The organism is Methylopila capsulata (assembly GCF_016907975.1).
Classification (GTDB): domain Bacteria; phylum Pseudomonadota; class Alphaproteobacteria; order Rhizobiales; family Methylopilaceae; genus Methylopila; species Methylopila capsulata.
In genome coordinates this window covers 133,802-155,310 of record NZ_JAFBCY010000001.1, presented here as the reverse complement: position 1 = coordinate 155,310, position 21,509 = coordinate 133,802, and the positions used below count along the sequence as shown (strand labels likewise).

Sequence of the window (21,509 nt, the reverse complement as noted above, 5' to 3'; positions counted from 1 at the left end):
CGACGCGCCACGCCTCGAACGCGACCCTCAAGGAGATGCGCGAATGCTCGATCCTCATGGCGTCCTCAACGGCAAACGGGTCGTCGTCACCGGCGGCGCAGGCTTCGTCGGCTCTCACATCGTGCGCCTGTTGGCCGGCCTCGGGGCACGTGAGATCGTCGCCGTCGACAACATGTGCCGCGGGCGACCGGCGAATCTCGCCGGTCTGCTCGACGACCCGCGGGTGAGCCTGGTCCGGGGCGACATCCGCGACCGCGCGCTGATGGCCAAGGTCATGGAGGGCGCGGACACCGTCTTCCATCAGGCGGCGCTCCGGATCACGCAATGCGCGGTCGAACCGCGGGCTGCGCTTCAGGTGATGGTGGACGCCACCTTCGACCTGATCGAACTCGCGCTCTCCGCGGGCGCCCGCAAGATCGTCATGGCGTCCTCGGCGTCGGTCTATGGCCATGCGACCACGTTTCCGACCGCGGAGGACCACCACGGCTACGACAACCGCACGCTCTACGGCGCGGCGAAGATGTTCGCCGAGGGCATGCTGCGGGCGTTCGCCGACACCGGCGGCCTGAACTACGTCGCGCTGCGCTACTTCAACGTCTACGGCCCCGGCATGGACATCCATGGCCGCTACACCGAGGTGCTGATCCGCTGGATGGAGCGGATCGAGGCGGGCGAGCCCCCGATCATCTTCGGCGACGGCCTGCAGACGATGGACATGCTGCATGTCCATGACGCCGCGCGCGCGAACGTCCTCGCCGCCGTCGCCGACGCCTCGGACGTCGCGCTCAACATCGGCAGCGGGACCGAAACCTCTTTGCTGGAGCTTGCGACCCGGCTTGCCGAGGTCATGGGCCGGCCCGGCCTCACGCCGACCCACGGACCGGAGCGCGGCGTTAACCCCGTCCCCCGCCGGCTGGCGGAAGTGTCGCGCGCCAGGGACCTCATCGGCTTCGAGACGCAGACCCCGCTCGCCGACGGCCTTTCGGGGCTCGTCGCCTGGTGGCGATCCGAGAACGGCGCGCTGCGCGCGCAGGGAGCGGCGGAATGATCCCGATCACGCGACCGGTGCTGGGAGGCGCCGAAACCATCGCCGCCACCCGCGTCATCCGCTCCGGCTGGATCACGCAGGGTCCGGAGGTCGCCGCCTTCGAGGCGGAGTTCGCCGCGCGCGTGGGCGCGGCCCACGCCTGCGCGGTGGCGAACTGCACCGTGGCGTTGCAACTGGCGCTGATCGTCGTGGGCGTCGGCCCCGGCGACGAGGTCATCCTGCCCAGCCACACCTACATCGCCTGCGCCAACGCCGTCCGGCACTGCGGCGCGACGCCGGTGTTCGTCGACGTGGAGCCCGGCGGGTTCAACATCGACCCGGAGGCCATAGCCGAGGCGATCACTTCGCGGACGCGCGCGATCATGTGCGTCCACCAGATCGGCATGCCATGCGATCTCGCGCGCATCCTTCCCATCGCGCGGGCGATGGGCGTGCCGGTGATCGAGGACGCCGCCTGCGCGATCGGCTCGCGGATCGAAGTCCAAGGCCGCTGGGAGGAGATCGGCAAGCCGCACGGCGACATCGCCTGTTTCTCGTTCCATCCCCGCAAGATCCTGACCGTCGGCGACGGCGGCATGATCACGACCTCGAACCCGGAATGGGACCACAGGCTCCGCCTGCTCCGACAGCACGGCATGAGCGTGCCGGACACGGTGCGCCATGCGAGCCCGCGGCCGATCGTCGAGAGCTATCCGATCGTCGGCTACAACTACCGCTTGACCGACATCCAGGCCGCGATCGGCCGGGCGCAGTTGAACCGGCTGGACGACATCGTCGCCAGCCGACGCTCGCTCGCGGCCCGCTACCGCGTGCTGTTGCGGGACATCGCCGTCGAGTGCCCGGAGGAGCCGGCCTGGGCGCGGTCCAACTGGCAGAGCTACTGCGTGCGCCTTCCCCGGGACGTGTCCGCCTACGAGGTGATGGCGCAGATGCTGGTCGACGGCGTCGCGACGCGGCGCGGCGTCATGTGCATCCACCAAGAGGCGGCCTATGCGGACGCGCCGACGCCGCATCGGCTGTTCTTCTCGGAGCGCGCCCGCGAGGAGTGCATCCTGCTGCCGCTGTTCCCGCGCATGTCCGAGCGGATGCAGCGGCGGGTGGCCCTGACGCTCGACGCCGCGATCGCAAAGACGCGCCGCTCGATCGCGATGCCCTTCGTCGTCCCTCCGGCGACCCAGCGGGGACTGGCCTTTTGACATCGTCGTCGACCCACGCTTCGGCGGAGGAGCCGGCGATGCCACTCAACGGCCGTTCCGATTTTCCGGAGCTGATCACGCCCCTGAACCTGCCGCCGCGGCCCGGCTTCGCCCCGGGCCGCCTGATCCAGCTTGCGCGCGAACGTATCGCGCGCCTCGACCTCGATCTCGGCGGGCTCACGGTGCTCACCGAGGCGGCGAGCGGCGTCTACGGCGTCACGCCGATCATCGCGGCGATGGCGGGAGCACGGCGCGTCTATGCGGTCGCGCGCGACAATCGGTACGGCGCCCGCGTCGACGCGATCCGATGGTGCGAGCGGCTGGCCGCGCTGGCGGGCGTCTCGCAGCGCGTCGCCGTGCTCGAACGCCTGCCGGAGGTGCTCCTCGGCGAGATCGACATCGTGACGAACAGCGGCAATCTCCGCCCCATCCAGGCGTCGACGATCGACGCCCTGCCCCCGCGGGCGGTCATCGCGCTGATGTTCGAGGCGTGGGAGTTCCGCGAGGCCGACATCGACCTTGCCGCCTGTCGGCGGCGCGGCATCCCGCTCGTCGGGGTCAACGAACGGCACAGCGACGTCGACGTGTTCAGCTACCTCGGCCCACTGGCCGTCCGCCTGATGCACGACGCCGGCGTGCCGGTGTATGGCAGCAAGGTCGCTCTCCTCTGCGACAACGACTTCGCGCTCTACGTGGCCGCGGGGCTGATCGGCCAGGGCGCGCAGGTGACGGAAGCGCGATCAGCCTCAGGCCTGCGGGGCGGAGGCTACGACGCCGTTCTCGTCGCGCTGAAGCCGTCGGAGACGGCCGACCGCATCGACGCACAGGACGCCGCGCGTCTCGCGGCGATCGCGCCGCATGCCATCGTGGTCCACCTGTGGGGGGACATGGACCGCGCGGCGCTCGCACGGCGCGCCCTCACCGTATGGCCCACCGAAGCTCCGGCGCTCGGGCATATGTCGATCCTGCTGTCCGCCATCGGCCCCGACCCGGTTGTGCGCCTGCAGGCCGGCGGCCTGAAGGCGGCGGAGATCGCATTCCGCCGCACGACTGCAGACCGCCCGGGTCTCGCCGAGACCGTGTGACGCTCAGGCGTGACGGACGCCGTTGCCATTTGACAACATACGTTGGAGGATGATTTCCGCCGCGCCGTAGATGTCGGGAGTGTCCGAAGTTGTCCCCGCGATGCGCAGCGCGGAAATCGCGTCCCCTATCAATGCGAATTTTTCAGTTTCCGAAACAATACCGCTCTCACACAGCGCTATAAGCAAAGATTCGCATATAGCGAGCGCCGCGACGCCCGCGGGCGTCTTATCATCTGACACAATAGAATAGCCTTATTTCAAGCCGGCCCACCTCGGAACGACATTCAACGAGAATATCTCATAATATAGACTTTGCACGATAATGCGCTAACATATGAATTGATATCAGGAAATATTTTCGTCGTCAGCGCATCGAACACGCCATGCTTTCGTTTGGACCTCAGGGTCCGCTGATTCACAAGTTTGACGCTCTGGCCAATTGGAGCGTCGACGAACAGGCCGCGATACGGAGTCTTGGGTCCCGCCGGAAGCGTGTGGGGGCTCACCAACAGCTCGTTCGCGAGAACGATACGATCGACGATGTCTTCGTGGTGCAGTCCGGCTGGACCTGCATCTACAAGCTTCTTCCCGACGGCGGCCGTCAGGTGCTTGCGTTTCCGCTGCCGGGCGACATCGTCGGCATCAGTTTTCTCACTCTCGGCCGGGCGCTGATCGCGCTCGAGAGCATCAGCGAGGCGGAGGTGTCGCCGCTCTCGGCGGCGGCTCTCGCCCGCGTTCGAGCCAATCACCCGCGGGTCGCCCGGGCGCTGGATTGGTCGCACGCCCGCGACGTTGCGATCCTCACGGAGCATCTGGTCAATCTGGGACGACGCAGCGCTCTGGTTCGCACCGGGCACTTCATCATCGAGTGCGCGGAGCGGCTGCGGCTGCTCGGCTTCGACACCGACGGCGGGTTCGACCTCCCGCTGAACCAGTATCTTCTGGCCGACGCTCTCGGGCTGACGTCGATCCATCTAAACCGCGTGCTCCGGCAATTGCGCGAAGCGGACCTCGCCACCTTTCGCGCGGGAAAATTCGTCATCCACGACATCAAAGCCTTGCGGGAGCTCGCGGGCTTCGACGGCGCCTATCTCGCCCCTCCACCCCGTATGCCCTGAGGGTCAGCGGTCGTGCAGTTACGGTCCTTACCGGCGGCTTCGGTCGAGGGCCTTGCCCGCGAGCCGGAATGGGCTTGAGATCGTCGCCGCCACCCCGTCGAGCACGAAGGCTCCGACGTCTGCGGCCGCCGATCCCGATCGGCGGCCGAGCTGGGGCTGCAGTCGGGGGAACATGGCCGCGATCGACGTGTAGCGGTCGTGGTCGGAGCCGTTCGCCGATTTCAGCTGCGAGATGTTGATGACGCGCAGGCGTTCGACGGCGACGGCCTGCTGAACGCGCGGATCGTTGACGTCAGCCGCTCCGGCGCGTTCCCGGTCGCCCGCCAGCATCCGGGACAGCGACAGCGCCTTGTCGTCCTTCGCGACCAACAGGGTGATCGGCGACGGAAGGCCCCCGCCCAGGTGCGCAGGCCGGCCGGAGCCGGACCCGCGGACGGGCCGCGGGCCCGGCGTCCAGCCGGCCACGGTGGTCGCCCAGCTCATCCTGGGGGTCCTCGCCCTGATCGGCATCCTGATCCGCAACTCCGTCATCCTGGTGATGCAGATCGAGGAGCTGCGGGGCGAGGGCGTGGACGGCCGGACAGCGGTCGTCGAGGCGACCGAGCATCGCATGCGTCCCATCCTCCTCACCGCCGCCGCCGCCGCCAGCCTCGCTCTCATTCCGATCGCATTCGAGGTGTTTTGGGGACCGATGGCCTTCGCGATGATGGGCGGCATCATCGTCGGCACAGTGCTGACGCTCTTGTTGCTCCCCGCACTCTACGTGGGATGGTTCGGCCTTAGGCCGCCGACACACGACGAAGGCGACCCGGCGGCGTCCAAGGCGGTTGTGCGAGCATAATTCCGCGTCCGCATCGATCGGCCATGAGCGGACGTTGCCGGATCCGCCGTCGCAAGCCATTCATGTCATGCCTACGTACGGCAACGGGCTTGAGACCGCAGGAGGTTCGATGAACGTGCCGACGCGTCCCGCGGCTGAGGCGATCATGCCCCGCGCCGTGACCGAGGGAATTGACGAGCGTCTGATCCGCAGGGTCGTGGACCGCTTCTATGCGCAGGCCCGGAAGGACGAGATCATAGGACCGATCTTCAGGGCGGCCGTGCCGGACGAACGATGGCGGGCGCACCTCGACACGATCGTCGACTTCTGGAGCTCGATGCTGCTCGGGACCCGTCGGTACGACGGTCGCCCGCTGCGCAAGCACCTGATGCTGCCGGACCTTGGTGACGAGCACTTCAGACGGTGGCTCGCGCTGTTCCGGAAGACGGTCGAGGACCTCTGCCAGCCGGACGTCGCGGCGTTCTGGGCCGACAGATCCGAGCGCATCGGCAACTCGTTCCGCATCAACGTCCGGATGCATCACGGGGACGACGTTCTCCATCTCAAGCCGCTCGAGCGCGAACCCTATCCATGACGTGAGGACGTCGGCTCAGGTCGAGCGGGGGGCGGATCGGCGGCCGCGCGCGCCGCGGCTTCGATCGCGCGCGCGAGACGATCCCAGTCCGCCCGGACCTCCGTCTCCCGGAGGTTCGCGACGCCCAGCATCACGGCGAGGCCTCCCATCCCGAGAACAACGTCGCTTCCGACCCACCGGCGCAGGGCCTTCCGGCGCGCGGCGTAGAGAGCTTTCATGCGCCACAGGCGCCGGAGGTAGTGACGCGCGTTGCTCGAGAGACCGAGGTCCCCGACGACGACTGGGAGGCGCCCGTCGCGCCCCCCGCATGCGGGAGCATCGCCGCCTTCGCCGACCCATAGCGGCCTCCCGGAAGAACGCAGCCGTGTTAAAGACACGAGCGCTTCATGATCGAGCGCAAGCGCAGCTCGGGACGCCCCGAGCCTTGCAGGAACGGAACGTTAAGAGTTGCGGAACACATCTAGAACAGGTAGATGTCTGTTCATGATTTGTTTTGATTCTTGGCGGACCCGCCCATGCTGACGCGCAAACAGTACGAACTGCTCCGCTTCATCCATGAGCGGCTGAAGGAGACCGGCGTGCCGCCCTCCTTCGACGAGATGAAGGACGCGCTGGATCTCAAGTCGAAGTCCGGCATCCACCGCCTGATCATGGCGCTCGAGGAGCGCGGGTTCATCCGGCGGCTACCGAACCGGGCGCGGGCGCTGGAGGTCGTGAAGCTGCCGGAGGCGGCCGCGCCGCCCGTCTCGCGGCCCACGGGCCGGTTCGCTCCCAACGTCATCGAGGGCAATCTCGGGAAGGTGCGCCCGCCGCAGTTGGACGACGACGACAACCGCATGGTCGCGATCCCGGTCATGGGACGGATCGCCGCCGGCGTCCCGATCGAGGCGATCCAGGCGAAGAGCCACACCATCGCGGTCTCCCCCGACATGCTGTCCGCCGGCGAGCATTTCGCGCTCGAAGTGCGCGGCGACTCGATGATCGACGCCGGGATCCTCGACGGCGACCTCGTCCTGATCCGCAAGCAGACCGTCGCCGACACCGGCGACATCGTGGTGGCGCTGGTCGACGACGAGGAGGCGACGCTGAAACGCCTGCGCAAGCGCGGCGCGTCGATCGCCCTCGAAGCGGCGAATCCTGCCTACGAGACGCGCATCTTCGGCCCGGACCGGGTGGCGATCCAGGGGCGGCTCGTGGGGCTGATCCGGCGCTACTGATCGTCGTCCGAAGGCGAGTCGTCGTCGGCGAGGTCGGTTGGGTCGACCGGCTTTGCGACGAGGCTCGCCTGCGGCGGACGGCGGGGTTCGAAACGCAGCGCCAGGACGTCGGGCGGCGGGCGGACCGTCGCCACCGCGCCGTCCCATGGCCTCTGTCCCGCGGGATCGCGCGCGGCGGTCGCAACGAAAGCGTCGCCCTCGCGCGTGAAGGACAGCGCGCCGGTCGCGCGCATCGCGGCCCGGTCGACGACCGCCGCGGTCTCCGCGCAGGCTGGCGGAGCCTCGAGCCGGGTGATGACGAGCGCCGCCCGCCGGCAGTCCTCCTCGAAAGCGCGGGCGTCCCAGACCAGGGCGACCTCGCGCCCGTCGCCAAGCCGGCCGACGCAGCCATAGGCGTCGCAGCGCGGCGTCGCCGCCCCCGGGGGCTGGCCGTCGCGAACGGCGATGTCCCCATCGGCCGCGAGCCAGACCTTTGCGGCGAAGTTGGTCGCGCGAACGCCCAGCAACGCTAGCCGGCCGTCGGCGCCTCGGATCGCCGCGGCGCGGCCGTCGCGGTCGATCACCACGTCCGGCCGCGCGGGAGCCGCCGCCAGGGCGAGGCCGGCTGCGATCACAGGCGCCGCGGCGTAGCGCAGGGCGGTGCGCCACACGCAGAGCCAGGCCAGCCCGAGCGAAAGCAGCCCGAGCGCCGGCGCCCCAAAGGCGGGGATCGCGCGCTCGGAGCCCGGCCAGGAGGCGACCGCCCGGGCGATCGCCAGGACGCCGCTGAGGCCCCACCCCATCAGGCTCCACCAGGGCCCGTCGAGGCCGAGCGGCGCGAACAGCAGGCCGCCGACCACGCAGGGCATGACGATCAGGCTGATCAGCGGCGTCGCCAGCGCGTTGCCTGCGAGCGCGTAGGGCGTCACTCGGTGGAAGTGGTAGGCGGCGAAGGGCGCGGTCGCGAGCCCCGCCACCAGCGTGGTGACGAGCGCGAGCGCGGCGGCGGTCCGCAGCCATCGGAACGCGCGCGCCGTCCGGCCATCGGGCGGCGGCCGCTCGTCGCGCGGCCGCGCCTCGAACCATGCGACGAGCGCCGCGACCGCCGCGAACGACATCTGGAAGCTTGGCCCCAAGATGGCCTCCGGCGTCAGCGCCATGACGCCCAGCGCCGCGAGCGCGAGGTTGCGCGGAGTGACGGCCGGGCGGCCGACGACGACGGCCACGAACACGATCGCGACCATCAGGAAGGACCGCTGCGTCGCCACCTCCGCGCCCGATAGCGCGAGGTAGAACGCGGCGCCCGCGAGCGCTGCGATCGCCGCGACGCTCTTCACCGGCCAGACGAGCGCCGCCCGTTGCGACAGCGCGAGCGTGGCGCGCACCAGCCAGAACAGGGTGCCCGCGACAAGCGCCATGTGCAGCCCCGAGATCGAGAGGATGTGGCTGAGGCCGGCGGCGCGCATCTCGTCCTCGACGGTCGCGCTGATCGGCCCCCGTACGCCGGTGACGAGCGCCGCTGCGACGGCCCCTTCGTCGCCGCCGACCGCGGCCGAGATCCGCGCGGTCAGGCGCTCCCGCAGCCGTTCGAGCCGCGCGGACAGCCGCTCGGCCGCGCCTGCGTCCGTCGCCGGTCCGAAATTGCGGACATCCCTCGCCTGCTGCCCCGTCGCGCCAACGCCCTCGAAGAAGGCGGCCCGGGCGAAGTCGTAGCCGCCGGGCCGGACCGGTCCCTGCGGCGGCCGCCAGAACGCCGTCAGCGTCATCCGATCTCCGGCGGCGAGGGCCGGCTCGGCCCCAAGCGTCACGCGCGCCCGCCGCGGCCGCTCGTCCGGGCCGAGCGACCCGAGCCGTTCGAGCTCCAGGGTGATCCGGCGCTGGCCGCGGTCGCGCGGCTCGATCGCGGTCACCCGGCCAGTGGCGTCCGCCCGAAACGCGCGTGTCAGAGCGGGCGCCTCGGCGCGGACGGTCGCGAGCTTGGCGGCGAGGAAGCCCGCCGCACCGAACGCGAAGGCGAGCGCGAGGCCGAGGGACACGAAGCGGCGGCGCGCCGCGACCGCCAGCGCCACGCCGAGGCCCGCGAGCAGGACGGCGGCCCAGAGTTCGGGCTCGTGGGCCGCCGCGAAGTAGACGACCACCCCGGCGCCGAAGGCGATCGGCGCCCACAGCGCGAAGCGCCCCGCGTCGGCCTCTTCGACCAGGCGGTCGAGCGTCCAGTCGCGCGCACTCGCGAGCGCGTTCGCGAACCGGTCGCCGGAGGCCGCGCCGAAGCCCGGCAGCGCGGCCGTCCGCGCGCCTCTCCGTCTGCTCTGGTCCGGCCCCCGCGCCATGCCGCCCGCGATCGTTTCCCTAGCTGCGGTCGTCATGCTACACGGGCCGGCCGCCACGCCTAGCGCCCTTGTGAGCGCCGGATTGGCCCGTCGTCAGCACCGTTCGAGACCGCCCTTGTCCGAGACCGTCGTCACCCGTTTCGCGCCCTCGCCCACGGGCTTCCTGCACATCGGCGGCGCGCGCACCGCGCTGTTCAACTGGCTGTTCGCGAAGAGCCTCGGCGGCACGATGCTGCTCCGGATCGAAGACACCGACCGGGCGCGATCGACCGAGGCCGCGATCGCCGCGATCCTCGACGGGCTGACCTGGCTCGGACTCGATTGGGACGGCGAGCCGGTGTTCCAGTTCGCCCGCGCAGCGCGCCATCGCGAGGCGGTGGAGCAGATGCTGGCGGACGGCCGCGCCTACCGCTGCTACGCCACGGCCCAGGAGCTCGAGGAGATGCGCTCGACCGCTCAGGCCGAAGGGCGCCCGCCGCGCTACGACGGCCGCTGGCGCGACCGCCCGGCCTCCGAGGCGCCGGCCGATCGCCAGCCTGCGATCCGGCTGAAGGCGCCGACCGAGGGCGAGACCGTCGTCGACGATCTGGTCCAGGGCCGAGTCGTGATCCCCAACAAGGACCTCGACGACCTCGTCCTGCTGCGCTCCGACGGCACGCCGACCTACATGCTCGCAGTGGTGGTCGACGACCACGACATGGGCGTGACCCACGTCATCCGCGGCGTCGACCACCTGACGAACGCCGCGCGCCAGACCCAGATCTACGCGGCGCTCGGCTGGCCCGTGCCGAAGATGGCGCACATCCCGCTGATCCACGGCCCGGACGGCGCGAAGCTCTCGAAGCGGCACGGAGCGCTCGGCGCCGAGGCCTACCGCGAGATGGGCTTCCTGCCGGAGGCGCTGCGCAACTATCTCGCCCGGCTCGGCTGGAGCCACGGCGACGACGAGATCTTCTCGACGGCCCAGGCGATCGAGTGGTTCGACATCGGCGACGTCGGCCGTTCCGCCGCGCGGTTCGACATGGCGAAGCTGTCGAACCTCAACGGCCACTACATGCGCGCCACCCCCGACAACGAGCTGATGGCGGCGTTCAAGGCGTCCCTGCCCTATCTGCCGGGCGGCCCGGAGGCGGCGGCCCGGCTCGACGCGACCGGGCGCTGGAGCGCCTTCGAAGGCGCCCTCCCCGGCCTGAAGGAGCGCGCGAAGACGCTGGTGGAACTGCTCGACGGCGCGCGCTTCCTCACCGACGCTCGTCCGCTCGCCGTCGAACCCGCGGCCGAGGCGCTGTTGACGCCCGATGCGCGCGCGCTGCTTGCCTCCCTGCACGGTCGTCTGACGGCGCTGGAGCCGTGGTCTGCGGCCGGCGCAGAGGAGATCGTCCGCACGCTCGCCGAGGAGGTCGGCGTGAAGCTCGGCGCGCTCGCGCAGCCGCTGCGCGCGGCGCTCACCGGCCGCAAGACCTCGCCCGGAATCTTCGACGTGCTGGTCGCGCTCGGCAAGGAGGAAAGCCTCGCGCGCATTGCCGATCAGGCCTCCGGCGCCTAAGTCGTGAGCGTGTCCGGGGCTGGTCAGAAAGGTGTCAGGCGCTAATTTGCGCTGCAACAAAAGTTGATATACGCCAGCGGGAGCTTCCTCGCAGCCGCACCGATCGTCCCGCAGCGGAGGACCGGGCGCGGTCCCGCCCGAGGGCGCCTTAAGGCTTTTCAGCGAAGGGGCATCAGCGCATGACCGACACCACCGGCTCCCTGAACGTTGGCGGGACCGACCTGAAGCTGCCCATCCGCGAGGGGTCGATCGGCCCCGCGGTGATGGACATCCAGACCCTCTACAAGAACACGGGTCTGTTCACCTACGACCCGGGCTTCACCTCCACCGCGAGCTGCGAGTCCAAGATCACCTTCATCGACGGCGACGAAGGCGTCCTGCTCTACCGCGGCTATCCGATCGACGACCTCGCCGAGCACGGCGACTTCCTCGAGACCAGCTACCTGCTGCTCCACGGCGAGCTTCCGACTTCGGCCCAGAAGGCGGAGTTCGACCGGCTCGTGACGCGCCACACCATGGTGCACGAGCAGATGTCGCGCTTCTATTCCGGCTTCCGCCGCGACGCCCATCCGATGGCGGTGCTCTGCGGTGTGGTCGGCGCGCTCTCGGCCTTCTACCACGACTCCACCGACATCACCGATCCGGCCCAGCGCGACATCGCGGCGATCCGCATGATCGCCAAGATTCCGACGCTCGCGGCGATGGCCTACAAGTACTCGATCGGCCAGCCGTTCGTGTACCCGCAGAACTCGCTCGATTTCTCCGCGAACTTCCTCAACATGTGCTTCGCGGTGCCGTGCGAGGAGTACAAGGTAAACCCGGTCCTGGCGCGCGCGATGGACCGCATCTTCATCCTGCACGCGGACCATGAGCAGAACGCGTCGACCTCGACGGTCCGCCTCGCCGGCTCGTCGGGCGCAAATCCTTTTGCGTGCATCGCGGCGGGCATCGCCTGCCTCTGGGGCCCGGCCCACGGCGGCGCGAACGAGGCGGCGTTGAAGATGCTGTCCGAAATCGGCACTCCCGACAACGTCGAGAAGTACGTCAACAAGGCGAAGGACAAGAACGACCCCTTCCGCCTCATGGGCTTCGGCCACCGGGTTTACAAGAATTACGATCCGCGCGCTAAGATCATGCAGAAGACTTGCCATGAGGTGCTCGGCGAACTCGGCATCAAGGATGATCCGCTGCTCGACGTCGCGATCCAGCTCGAGCAGATCGCGCTCAAGGACGACTACTTCGTCGAGAAGAAGCTGTACCCGAACATCGATTTCTACTCGGGCATCACGCTGAAGGCGATGGGCTTCCCGACCGACATGTTCACGGTGCTGTTCGCCGTGGCGCGCACCGTCGGCTGGGTCGCGCAGTGGAAGGAGATGGTGGAGGATCCCGGCCAGAAGATCGGCCGCCCGCGCCAGCTCTACACCGGCTCGCCGAAGCGCGACTACACCGGCATCTCCCAGCGCCGCTGAGAGGCGCCGGCCTTCGAATGCCCCGCCGACGCCCGGTCCCAGGACCGGGCGTCTTGCGTTTCAGCGCCCGCGCCTTCCGGCCGCGCTGGCCTCAGACGATCTTGCCGCGCGCCGCGACCTCGATCTCGCCGACGATCGCGTCGCCCCGCACGGCGACCAACCGGTCGACCATGTTCACGACCACGCAGACGTGGTTCGGAACCACCCGCACGACATCGCCGACCGCAGGCTTCACGGAGCAGGAGGCGAGATCGAGGAAGCCATGCTCCTCCGACAGCGCGCCGATGCGGGCCTGTGGGTGCTCCAGAACAAGCCCGTGACCGTCGAGGCCGCCGGGGTCGCTCGTCAGCGTCTTGGAGCCGGCGTCGAGGATGCCGCGTTCCGCCCCCGCCCGGCTCACCACCGTGGCGTAGACGGTTGCGGCGCAGTCCCGGAGTTCGGCGACGCCGGCCGCCATCTGCATGCGGTCGTTGAAGATGTAGGTGCCCGGCCGATGTTCGGTCGCGCCCTTCAGCACGCCGAGATGAGCGAGGTTCGGCGATCCGCCGGTGGAGACGATTCGCGCGCTCAGCCCCGCAGCGGCGAGGCCCGCCCGCGCCGCGTCGAAGAAGGCTTGCGTCTCCGGCCAGGCGGTCGGCGGGGGATAGAGCAGCAGGCCGGCGAAGCGCAGGCCTTGCGTCGCGACGATCCGCGTCGCGAGCGCGACAGCCTCCGCGGGCGTCTCGACGCCGGCGCGCCTCAGCCCCGTGTCGCACTCCACCACCACGTCGAGCGGGCGGCCGGCGATCGCCGCCGCGGGCGCCAGTCCGTCCACGGTGACGGGGCTGTCGGCGGCGACCGTCACCCGCACGCGGGCGAGCAGCGCGCCGAGGCGCCCTACGTTGCGCTCGCCGAGCAGGTTGTAGCTGATCAGGATGTCGTCCAGCCCGGCGTCGGCCATCACTTCGGCCTCGCCCAGCTTCTGGCAGGTGATCCCTTTTGCGCCGGCAGCTATCTGCAGCTTCGCGAGTTCCGGCGACTTGTGCGTCTTGACGTGGGGGCGGTTCGCGACGCCTGCGGCGTCGCACAGCGCCTGCACGCGGGCGATGTTCGCCTCCACTACGTCGAGGTCGACGACGACCGATGGCGTGCCGAACTGCCGGGCGATCTTGGCCGCGAGAGCCGTCGTCACGGCAGGACCCGGACGATCGCCTCGATCTCGACCGTCATGCCGTTCGGCAGCGACCCCATCCCGACGGCCGAGCGGGCGTGCCGGCCGCGTTCCCCGAGCACAGCGACGAACAGGTCGGAACAGCCGTTGATCACCTGCGGCTGCTCCGCGAAGTCGGGCGTCGCGTTGACCATGCCCAGCAGCTTCACGATCTCGATCTTGTCGAGGTCGCCGACCGCGGCCTTGATCGCGGCGAGCAGGCCAAGCCCGACCAGCTTCGCGTGCTCGTAGGCCTCCGCGACCGTGACCTCGGCGCCCACCTTGCCGACATGATGCGACCCGTCGGAGAGGCGCGGTCCCTGCCCCGACAGGAACAACAGGTCGCCCACGCGCTTCGCCGGCACATAGGTCGCGACCGGCGTGTAGGTCTCCGGCAGGGTCAGTCCGAGGTCTCGAAGTCTGTCGTCCGCGCTCACATCGCCTCCATCGCCCGGTCGAAGCCGAGCCGTTTCGTCGCCGCCGTCCTCGGCGTTCCAGTAGTCTAGAGGTTCGCCAGACGTTCCAGCACGCGCGCCACCGCCTCGGCGCCGGGGTCCGGCACGCCGTGAAGCGCGCTCGAGGGCACATAGGACGATCGGCCGGCCTTGGCCTTCGTCATGGTCTTCGTCGCCTCGGCTCCCTGTCGCGCCGCGGCGGCGGCCTCCGGAAGCGCGGATCCGCGCGACAGCGCGTCGAGCGCAGGCTCCAGCGCGTCGATCATGGTGCGGTCGCCGACCTTGGCGCCGCCATAGCTCTTCATGCGGTCGAGCCCCGCGGCGAGCGCCTTCGGCCATCCGCCGTCGCCGAACGCGGCGCCGGCGGCGGTGAAGAAGGTCGCGAGCAGGACGCCGCTGCTCCCTCCGCCGATGCGGGAGAGCACATGGCCCAGCGCGCCGAGAAGCGCGGCTCCGTCCGCCAAGGGCAGCGCGTCGATCCGCGTCTCCACGGCGGCGGCGCACTTCGCGAAGGTGGAGCCGGCGTCGCCGTCGCCGACCTTGGCGTCGAGCGCGTCGATCTCGGGGCCCATCGCCTGCAGCGTCTGCGTCGCCGCGAGCAGCAGGCGCCGCACCGCCGGGTCGTCCGACGCGGGGGCGGCCGCGCCGTCGTCGAGGTCTGGCGTCGCTACGCGCCGCGGCGACGTGATGGCGCGCGCGGAGACCCACGCCGCGCTCGCGGAGGGCGCGAGCAGCCCCGCGCGGCGCGTCTCGTCGAGGATCAGCGCCGTCAGCGAGAAGCCGCGCATGTCGAGCGAGGTCATCAGTGGCGCGGGGCCGATGACGTAATCGGCGCGCGCGCCGAGGGGCGACTTCATCACCGCGCCCATGACGATCGCCATGTCGAGCGGAGGCGTGCCGCCCAGCGAGTTGACCATCAATGCGATGCGGTCGTCCGGCCCGAGCGTCGCGGCGAGCGGCCCGGCGACCTGTTCAACGAGGACGTCGGCGGCGGCGAACGGAATGGTCCGGCTTCCCGGCTCGCCGTGGATGCCGAGGCCGAGCTCAACCGCGTCCGCCGCGATGCGCTCCTCGCGCTCGGCGCCCGGCATCGCGCCGGTGGTGAGCGCGAGGCCGAGCGACCGCACGTGCGTGGCGGCGTCCCTCGCCCGCGCGGCGACCTCGGCCAGCGGCAGCCCTGCGGCCGCCGCCGCGCCGGCCAGCTTGTGGACCAGCAGCGTGCCGGCGATCCCGCGCGGCTGCGGCGCACCTTCGATCGCTATGTCGTCGCCGACGATCACCACTTCGACCTTCAGGCCGCGCGCCCTCGCCTTCTCCGCCGCCAGACCGAAGTTCAGCCGGTCGCCGGTGTAGTTCTTGACGATGAGCACGCAACCCGGCTCGCCAGTGACCGCGAGGATCGCCGCGAGCACCGCGTCGACGGTCGGCGAGGCGAAGACCTCGCCGCAGACGGCCGCCGTCAGCAGGCCCTCGCCGACGAAGCCCAGGTGGGCGGGCTCGTGCCCGGAACCCCCGCCCGAGACCAGCGCCACCCGGCTGCGGTCCCAGTCCGTGCGAAGCACCACCTTGATGTCGGGGAAGCCATCGAGCCGGCCAAGGTCTCGCGCGCCGGACGAGGCGACGAAGCCGTCGATCGCGTCGGTGACGACCGCATCGCGGGCGTTCAGAAAGCTCTTCATGTCGAGCGCTCCCTCGCTTCTCTTCTGCGCCGCGACCGTATGGCCCGCGCCCGCAGGCGTCCACGCCGCAAGGCCGCTTTATCGCGGCTCGCGCTCTCAGCCGAGGGCCGGCCGTCCGACATGCAACGGAAACGCCTCGAGAAAGGCCTGCGCCGCCGCGAGCAGCGCCCTGTCCTCGCCGAAGCGCCCCACGAGCTGGAGGCCGAGCGGGAGACCCGCCGACGACATGCCCACGGGAAGGCTGAGCGCGGGGAAGCCCAGCGTCGTCCAGGGCACGCAAAACTGCGGGTCGCCGGTGTGTCCGAGCCCGAGCGGCGCTTCACCCGTCGCCGGCACGGTGAGGAGCGCGTCATAGCCTTCGAGACGCTCGCCGACACCCATGCGGAAGCCCTGCTGCGCCCCAACCGCCTCCTGGTGGGCGATTTCGGAGATCTCCTTGCCGGCGTCGACGTAGGCGGCCATGGACGCGCTCATCTTGTCGGGGAAGCGTGCGCGAAGCTCTCCGAACACACCCGCCGCCTCGAACCCCATCAGGGTGTCCGCGACATGCAGCAGACGCGGCAGCGCGTCCGTGAGATCGATCGCCTCCACATGGGCGCCCGCCGCGCGGAGCTGCGCGCAGGCGTCGTCGAACAGCGCGACCTGCTCCGCGCTCGCGACGTCGGACGGCGGCCGGAGCGCCGCGATCCGGAGATCGCGGGGCGCGATCGCAACGGCTGCGGCGGCGTCGAGCTTCAGCAGCGCGAAGGCCGTGGCCACGTCCTCGAGCGCGCGGGCGAACAGGCCGACATGGTCGAGCGAGGGGCTCAGCGGATGGACGCCGTCGCGCGGAAGCTGGCCGAAGCTCGGCTTGAAGCCGACCACCCCGCAGAACGCCGCCGGCCGGATCACGGATCCGAAGGTCTGCGTGCCGAGCGCCAGCGTGACGATGCCCGCCGCGACCGCCGCCGCAGATCCGCTGGAGGAGCCGCCCGGCGTGTGATCGAGCGCCCAGGGGTTCCGCGTCGCGCCGGGATGCCGCCAGGCGAACTCCGTGGTTACGGTCTTCCCCAACGCCGTCGCGCCCAGCGCCCTGAGCTGCGCAACGATCGCGGCGTCGGCCGCCGGTTGATGACCCTCGTAGATCGCGGAGCCGTAGTCCGTCGGCATGTCGGCGGTGTCGATCAGGTCCTTGACCCCGACCGTCACGCCCGCAAGCGGGCCCTCGGTGAGCGCGGCCGGCGCCTGCTCGGGGAGGTGCGCGAAGGCGCGGAGCTTGGGCTCAACCGCGCGCGCGCGCTCCCACAGCGGCGTCACAAGCGCCTGCGCCTCCGCGCCAGCGGCAAGCTTGGCCTGGATCTCAGCGATCGATTGGGCGGTGACGTCGTCGGCCATGGCGCTCTCCTTCAGGTCGGGGTCGGTCGCTTGTCCGCCCACGCGCGCAGCGTCACCTCCGCCGCGCGCTCGGACGGGGATCCATCCGGCAGTTGCATGAGACCGTCAAGCCGGCTAAGCGCCTGCATCTGCGCGTCTCGGGCGGACGTTTCGTCGAGCAGCGGCGCGAGCGCCGCCGCGAGCTTGTCCGGCGTGGCGTCGCGATGGACCAGCTCAGGGATCGCGCGCTCGCCGAGGATCAGGTTCGGCAGCAGGATGAAGGGCGCCTCGATCTTGATGAAGGGCTCCAGCAGCGGCGCAAACCACTCCAGTCTGTAGGCCGCGGCGGTCGGAACACCCGCGAGCGCGAGTTCCAGCGTTACGGTGCCGGAGGCCGCAAGCGCCGCCTGCGCGGCGCGGAAGGCCGCGAGCTTGTCCGTCTCGCCCGTCACGATCCGCGGGGCGACGGGCCACGACGCGGCGAGGCTCGCGATCTCTCCCGCCAGCCGCGGCGTGGTGGGCAGCGTCACCTCGATCGGGCGGTCGCCCAGCCGGGCGAGCGTCGCGCCGAAGAGGGGCATATGCCGATGAACGACGCCGGCCCGACTGCCGGGCAGCGCCAGCAGACGCAGCCGCCCGTCCCCGAGCGACGCGCGTTCGCCGGGAGCCGGCCGGAGCGCGTCGAGGCGTTCGATCAGCGGGTGGCCGACATAGGTGCAGGCAGGGCCGCCAAGCCGCGCGTGCGCCGCAGGTTCGAACGGCAGCAGCGCGAGCACGTGGTCGACATAGGCCCGCATCTTTGCCGCGCGCCCCGGCCGCCAGGCCCAGACGCTTGGCGAGACGTAGTCGACGATGGTCAGATCGGGCAACGCCGCCCTCGCCTTGCGCGCCACGCGGTGGGTGAAGTCCGGGCTGTCGACGATGACGAGGATGTCGGGCGGGCAGTCAATGATCGCCTGCGCCGTTTCGGAGATCCGTCTGAGCAGCGTCGGCAGCCGCGCGACGACGGGCCCGATGCCCATCACCGCAACGTCGTCCATGGGAAACAGCGTGGCGACGCCTTCCGCCTGCATGCGGGGGCCTGCAACGCCGTAGAGTTCCAGATCGGGGATGCGGCTTCTGAGCGCCGCAGCGAGCTTGGCGCCGAGCGCGTCGCCCGAGGCTTCGCCCGCGACGATGGCGATCCGACGCGGCGTCACGCCGCCTCGGCCACAGGCACGCCCGCCAGGAACAGGCCGAGCTGGTCCGCCTTGGCCGCGAGTTCGCCGCGGCCCGCGAGCAGCACCTGTCCGGCCGCGACGGCGACGCCCGCGAGCTGCGCCTCGGCCGCGAGCTCCAGCGTCCGTACGCCGATCGCCGGCAGGTCCACCCGCAGGTCCTGGCTGCGCTTCGGCGTCTTCACCAGAACCCCGCCGCGTCCGTCGCGCCGGAGCTTGCCGCCTTTGCTCAGCCGCGTCACGCGGCCGAGCATGCTGTCGGTGCCCTCCGCGGCCTCTACGGCGACGACGCGCCGGCCGATGGCGACGACCCCCTGGCCGACGTCGAAGGGGCCGAGCGCCCGCAGCGCGCCGACCGCAAGCGCGATGTCCGCGACGTCCGCGGCGCTCGGCTGGCGCCGGCCGACGAGCCCGAGCGGCGCGGTCAGCTCCGGTGCGACCTCGTGGATGCCGCGCACGACGAACCCTCGGTCCTCCACGAACTTGATGACGCCGCGCAGCAGATGGTCGTCCCCCCCGGCGAGGAGGCGGGTGATCTCCGGCAGGCTGCCGAGCCCGCCCATGTCGATCCTGAGGTCCTTCAGCGCCGGGCGCTGGACCGCGCCCACGAGCGACACCTCGCGCACGTTCGCGCCTTCAAGCGACCGGAACAGCTTGCCGATCTCGCCCATGCGGATCCAGACGTGCGGGAAGCGCTCGACCTCCGCCGTCGCCGAGCCCTTCAGCGCCGCGAGGAAGACCGGACGGCCCGCGCGCTGGATGAGCTCCGCGGCCTCGATCGGCAGGGTTCCCGAGCCGCAGATCAGCCCGACGGCGCTCACGCCGCGCGCGCCTCGCCCGATCGCGGCGTGCAGATCGCGCGGTCTCCGCCCGCCGTGATGAAGGCCGTGACCTCCTGCACCAGTTCGTCGTCCGGATGGGCCGCGGCGACCTCCGCCGCGCGCGCCTTCAGCACGCCGGCCTCCGCGAACAGCTCCTTGAAGGCGCGGCGCAGCGCGTGGATGCCGTCGCGTTCGAACCCGCGGCGCTTGAGGCCGACGAGGTTGAGGCCCGCGAGGTGGGCGCGGTTGCCGATCGCCATGCCGAACGGGATCAGGTCGTTCTCGAGGCCCGCAAGACCGCCGAGGAAGGCGTGCGCGCCGATCCGCACGTACTGGTGCGCCGCCGACCCGCCGCCGAGGATCGCGAAATCGCCGATCGTAACGTGGCCGGCCACCATGACGTTGTTCACGAGGATGACGTTGTTCCCGATGCGGCAGTCGTGCGCCACGTGGGCGCCTGCGAGCAGCGCGCAGTCATCGCCGATCTCCGTCACCATGGCGCCGCCTTCGGTGCCCGGGTTGATCGTGACATTCTCGCGGATCAGCGCGTTGCGGCCGATGACCAGCCGGCTGGGCTCGCCGCGGTACTTCAGGTCCTGCGGCTGGTGGCCAATCGAGGCGAAGGGGAAGATCTGCGCTCCCTCCCCGATCGTGGTGCGGCCGTCGACCGCGACGTGGGAGCGGAGCACGGAGCCCGCGCCGATCTCCACATGGGGGCCGATCGCGCAGAACGCTCCGACGACGACGTCGTCCGCCAGGCGCGCGCCCTCGGCGACGAAGGCGGTCGGGTGAATGTCGGGCATCAGGTCTCCTTGCGGGGAGGAACGTTCACTTGTCGACGAGCATGGCCGAGACTTCAGCCTCGCAGACCAGCACGCCGTCGACCTTGGCCTCGCCGCGGAACCACCACATGTTCGCGCGCTTCTTGATCTGGGTCATGTGGTACTTCACCACGTCGCCCGGAACGACCGGCTTGCGGAACTTCGCCTTGTCGATCGTCATGAAATAGACGATGCGCGGCGAGGACGGCGCCGTGCGGGACGAGACGCACATGGCGCCCGCCGTCTGCGCCATGCCTTCGATCAGCAGCACCCCCGGCATCACCGGCGCGCCAGGGAAATGCCCCTGGAAGTGCGGCTCGTTGAACGTCACGTTCTTGACGCCCACGCCCGACCGGTCGCCGTCGATGTCGACGATCTTGTCCACCAGCAGGAACGGATAGCGGTGCGGCAGGTAGGACAGGATCGTCTGGATGTCGGCGGCGCCAAGCGTCGAGGGCGCGGCGGCGGGGGTCTCTGCGTCGGTCATTGCTCGGAACCTTCGGATGCGTCGCTGGCGGGGCGCGTCCGGCCCTCCGACGCAATGCGCTTCAAAGTGGTCATTTCACGGAACCAGTCCCGGACCGGCTTCGCCGGCGTGCCGCCCCACCGGGCGCCGGGGGGCACGTCTTCCCGCACGTTGCTCGAGCCCGCGATCTGGGCGCCCATGCCGATGCGGACGTGGCCCACGACGCCGACATGGCCGCCGAGCACGACGAAATCCTCCAGCGTGACGCTGCCCGAGATTCCGACCTGCGAAACGATCACGCAATGCCGCCCGATCACCACGTTGTGGGCGATCTGGACGAGGTTGTCGATCTTGGTGCCTTCGCCGATCACCGTGTCGCGGTTGGCGCCGCGGTCGATCGTGGTGTTGGCGCCGATCTCGACGTCGTCCTGGATCACCACGCGCCCGATCTGCGGCACCTTGAGGTGGCCGCCGGGGCCCATGGCGAAGCCGAAGCCGTCCTGCCCGATGCGCGCGCCCTGGTGGACGATCACTCGGTCGCCGACGAGCGCATGCACGATCGTCGCGCCCGGCCCGACGGTGCTGTCCCGGCCGATCCGCACCTCGGGTCCGATCACCGCATTGGCGCAGATGACCGCGCCGCGGCCGATCTCGGCGCGGGGGCCGACGACCGCGCCGGGGTCGATCGTGACGTCGGCCTCCAGCCGCGCATCCGGATGCACCACCGCGCCGGGCGCGACGCCCTGTCCGAAGATCGGCTGCGGGCGCGCCGCGTGCGGATAGAGCGCCGCGGCGACGCGGGCGAAGGCGCGGTAGGGCTCGGGCGACACCAGCACGAGGGCGTTCGCCGGCGCGCGATCGCGAAACTTCGGCGCGAGCAGGCAGGCGCCGGCGCGGCTGGCGGCGAGCGAGGCCGCGTAGGCGGGGTTGTCGAGGAAGGTCAGGTCGTGAGGGCCTGCGGCGTCGATAGGCCCGACGCCGGTGATGCCGAGCCCCTCGCCCGCGCCCGACGCGACGGTCGCCCCCGTGATCGCCAGAAGGCGATCGAGGTCGAGCGGTTCGGGCGAGGGAAAGAAGCGCGGTTCGATCATGAGGCCTGCGT

General features: G+C 70.7%; 20 protein-coding genes and 1 pseudogene. 9 read left to right on the top strand and 12 right to left on the bottom strand.

Annotated features, from left to right (window positions below):
* Positions 1-43 precede the first annotated feature (43 nt).
* The 3 genes from JOD31_RS00725 to JOD31_RS00715 are packed head-to-tail and all read left to right on the top strand — an operon-like array spanning position 44 to position 3,329.
* Positions 44-1,048: an NAD-dependent epimerase/dehydratase family protein gene (locus JOD31_RS00725; protein ID WP_204948412.1), complete on the top strand. Its 1,005-nt coding sequence runs from the start codon at positions 44-46 to the stop codon at positions 1,046-1,048.
* Positions 1,045-2,244: a DegT/DnrJ/EryC1/StrS family aminotransferase gene (locus JOD31_RS00720; RefSeq protein WP_204948411.1), complete on the top strand. Its 1,200-nt coding sequence runs from the start codon at positions 1,045-1,047 to the stop codon at positions 2,242-2,244. Before JOD31_RS00725 ends, JOD31_RS00720 begins: the two co-directional genes overlap by 4 nt.
* A gap of 38 nt (positions 2,245-2,282) precedes the next feature.
* Positions 2,283-3,329, top strand: coding sequence for a type 1 periplasmic-binding domain-containing protein (locus tag JOD31_RS00715; protein WP_204948410.1), 1,047 nt, complete (start codon positions 2,283-2,285; stop codon positions 3,327-3,329).
* A gap of 3 nt (positions 3,330-3,332) precedes the next feature.
* On the opposite strand, the gene JOD31_RS00710 is transcribed toward JOD31_RS00715, so the two are convergent.
* Entirely contained in the window at positions 3,333-3,569 is a 237-nt protein-coding gene (locus JOD31_RS00710; protein WP_204948409.1) for a hypothetical protein, read from the bottom strand.
* Between the two features lie 254 nt (positions 3,570-3,823).
* On the opposite strand from JOD31_RS00710, the gene JOD31_RS00705 reads away from it, so the two are divergent.
* Positions 3,824-4,447 (top strand): Crp/Fnr family transcriptional regulator, encoded by a 624-nt coding sequence (locus JOD31_RS00705; RefSeq protein ID WP_204948408.1) that lies wholly within the window; start codon positions 3,824-3,826, stop codon positions 4,445-4,447.
* 27 nt (positions 4,448-4,474) lie between these two features.
* Here the strand turns inward: JOD31_RS00705 and JOD31_RS00700 are convergent, their stop codons facing one another.
* Positions 4,475-4,930 (bottom strand): alpha/beta hydrolase, encoded by a 456-nt coding sequence (locus tag JOD31_RS00700; protein WP_204948407.1) that lies wholly within the window; start codon positions 4,928-4,930, stop codon positions 4,475-4,477.
* Here JOD31_RS00700 and JOD31_RS00695 point away from each other — a divergent pair.
* The 3 genes and pseudogenes from JOD31_RS00695 to lexA form a co-directional block, all read left to right on the top strand.
* Positions 4,929-5,288, top strand: a pseudogene (locus JOD31_RS00695) (efflux RND transporter permease subunit); the annotation flags it as partial. The gene JOD31_RS00700 and the pseudogene JOD31_RS00695 overlap by 2 nt on opposite strands.
* Before the next feature lie 109 nt (positions 5,289-5,397).
* A complete protein-coding gene (locus JOD31_RS00690) occupies positions 5,398-5,862 on the top strand; it encodes a group III truncated hemoglobin (RefSeq protein WP_204948406.1) in 465 nt (154 codons plus the stop codon).
* Between the two features lie 515 nt (positions 5,863-6,377).
* A complete protein-coding gene (lexA, locus tag JOD31_RS00685) occupies positions 6,378-7,079 on the top strand; it encodes a transcriptional repressor LexA (protein ID WP_204948405.1) in 702 nt (233 codons plus the stop codon).
* Here lexA and JOD31_RS00680 read toward each other — a convergent pair.
* The gene (locus JOD31_RS00680) at positions 7,073-9,424 is read right to left on the bottom strand and encodes a ComEC/Rec2 family competence protein (protein ID WP_246482290.1); all 2,352 of its coding nucleotides are present in this window, start codon (positions 9,422-9,424) and stop codon (positions 7,073-7,075) included. The genes lexA and JOD31_RS00680 overlap by 7 nt on opposite strands.
* 79 nt (positions 9,425-9,503) lie before the next feature.
* Between JOD31_RS00680 and gltX the strand changes: the two genes are divergently transcribed.
* A complete protein-coding gene (gltX, locus tag JOD31_RS00675) occupies positions 9,504-10,934 on the top strand; it encodes a glutamate--tRNA ligase (RefSeq protein ID WP_204948404.1) in 1,431 nt (476 codons plus the stop codon).
* A 179-nt stretch (positions 10,935-11,113) separates the two neighbouring features.
* A complete protein-coding gene (gene gltA / locus JOD31_RS00670; RefSeq protein ID WP_204948403.1) occupies positions 11,114-12,406 on the top strand; it encodes a citrate synthase in 1,293 nt (430 codons plus the stop codon).
* 91 nt (positions 12,407-12,497) lie between these two features.
* Here the strand turns inward: gltA and JOD31_RS00665 are convergent, their stop codons facing one another.
* The 9 genes from JOD31_RS00665 to lpxD form a co-directional block, all read right to left on the bottom strand.
* On the bottom strand, positions 12,498-13,577 hold the full coding sequence (locus JOD31_RS00665; protein ID WP_204948402.1) for an alanine racemase: 1,080 nt from the start codon (positions 13,575-13,577) through the stop codon (positions 12,498-12,500).
* Positions 13,574-14,032, bottom strand: coding sequence for a RidA family protein (locus JOD31_RS00660; protein ID WP_204948401.1), 459 nt, complete (start codon positions 14,030-14,032; stop codon positions 13,574-13,576). The genes JOD31_RS00665 and JOD31_RS00660 overlap by 4 nt, the downstream gene beginning before the upstream one ends.
* A 65-nt stretch (positions 14,033-14,097) precedes the next feature.
* On the bottom strand, positions 14,098-15,729 hold the full coding sequence (locus JOD31_RS00655) for a dihydroxyacetone kinase subunit DhaK (protein ID WP_204948400.1): 1,632 nt from the start codon (positions 15,727-15,729) through the stop codon (positions 14,098-14,100).
* Between the two features lie 96 nt (positions 15,730-15,825).
* Positions 15,826-17,103, bottom strand: coding sequence for an amidase (locus JOD31_RS00650; protein ID WP_204948399.1), 1,278 nt, complete (start codon positions 17,101-17,103; stop codon positions 15,826-15,828).
* 11 nt (positions 17,104-17,114) lie between these two features.
* Positions 17,115-18,281: a lipid-A-disaccharide synthase gene (lpxB, locus tag JOD31_RS00645; RefSeq protein WP_204948398.1), complete on the bottom strand. Its 1,167-nt coding sequence runs from the start codon at positions 18,279-18,281 to the stop codon at positions 17,115-17,117.
* Positions 18,278-19,120, bottom strand: coding sequence for an LpxI family protein (locus tag JOD31_RS00640; protein WP_204948397.1), 843 nt, complete (start codon positions 19,118-19,120; stop codon positions 18,278-18,280). The genes lpxB and JOD31_RS00640 overlap by 4 nt, the downstream gene beginning before the upstream one ends.
* Positions 19,117-19,923 carry an acyl-ACP--UDP-N-acetylglucosamine O-acyltransferase gene (lpxA, locus tag JOD31_RS00635; protein ID WP_204948396.1) on the bottom strand — a complete coding sequence of 269 codons (807 nt, stop codon included), beginning with the start codon at positions 19,921-19,923 and terminating at the stop codon, positions 19,117-19,119. Before lpxA ends, JOD31_RS00640 begins: the two co-directional genes overlap by 4 nt.
* A gap of 25 nt (positions 19,924-19,948) precedes the next feature.
* Positions 19,949-20,428, bottom strand: a complete 480-nt coding sequence (gene fabZ / locus JOD31_RS00630; protein WP_204948395.1) for a 3-hydroxyacyl-ACP dehydratase FabZ — start codon at positions 20,426-20,428, stop codon at positions 19,949-19,951.
* Positions 20,425-21,498 carry a UDP-3-O-(3-hydroxymyristoyl)glucosamine N-acyltransferase gene (gene lpxD / locus JOD31_RS00625; RefSeq protein ID WP_204948394.1) on the bottom strand — a complete coding sequence of 358 codons (1,074 nt, stop codon included), beginning with the start codon at positions 21,496-21,498 and terminating at the stop codon, positions 20,425-20,427. Before lpxD ends, fabZ begins: the two co-directional genes overlap by 4 nt.
* Between the last annotated feature and the right edge of the window lie 11 nt (positions 21,499-21,509).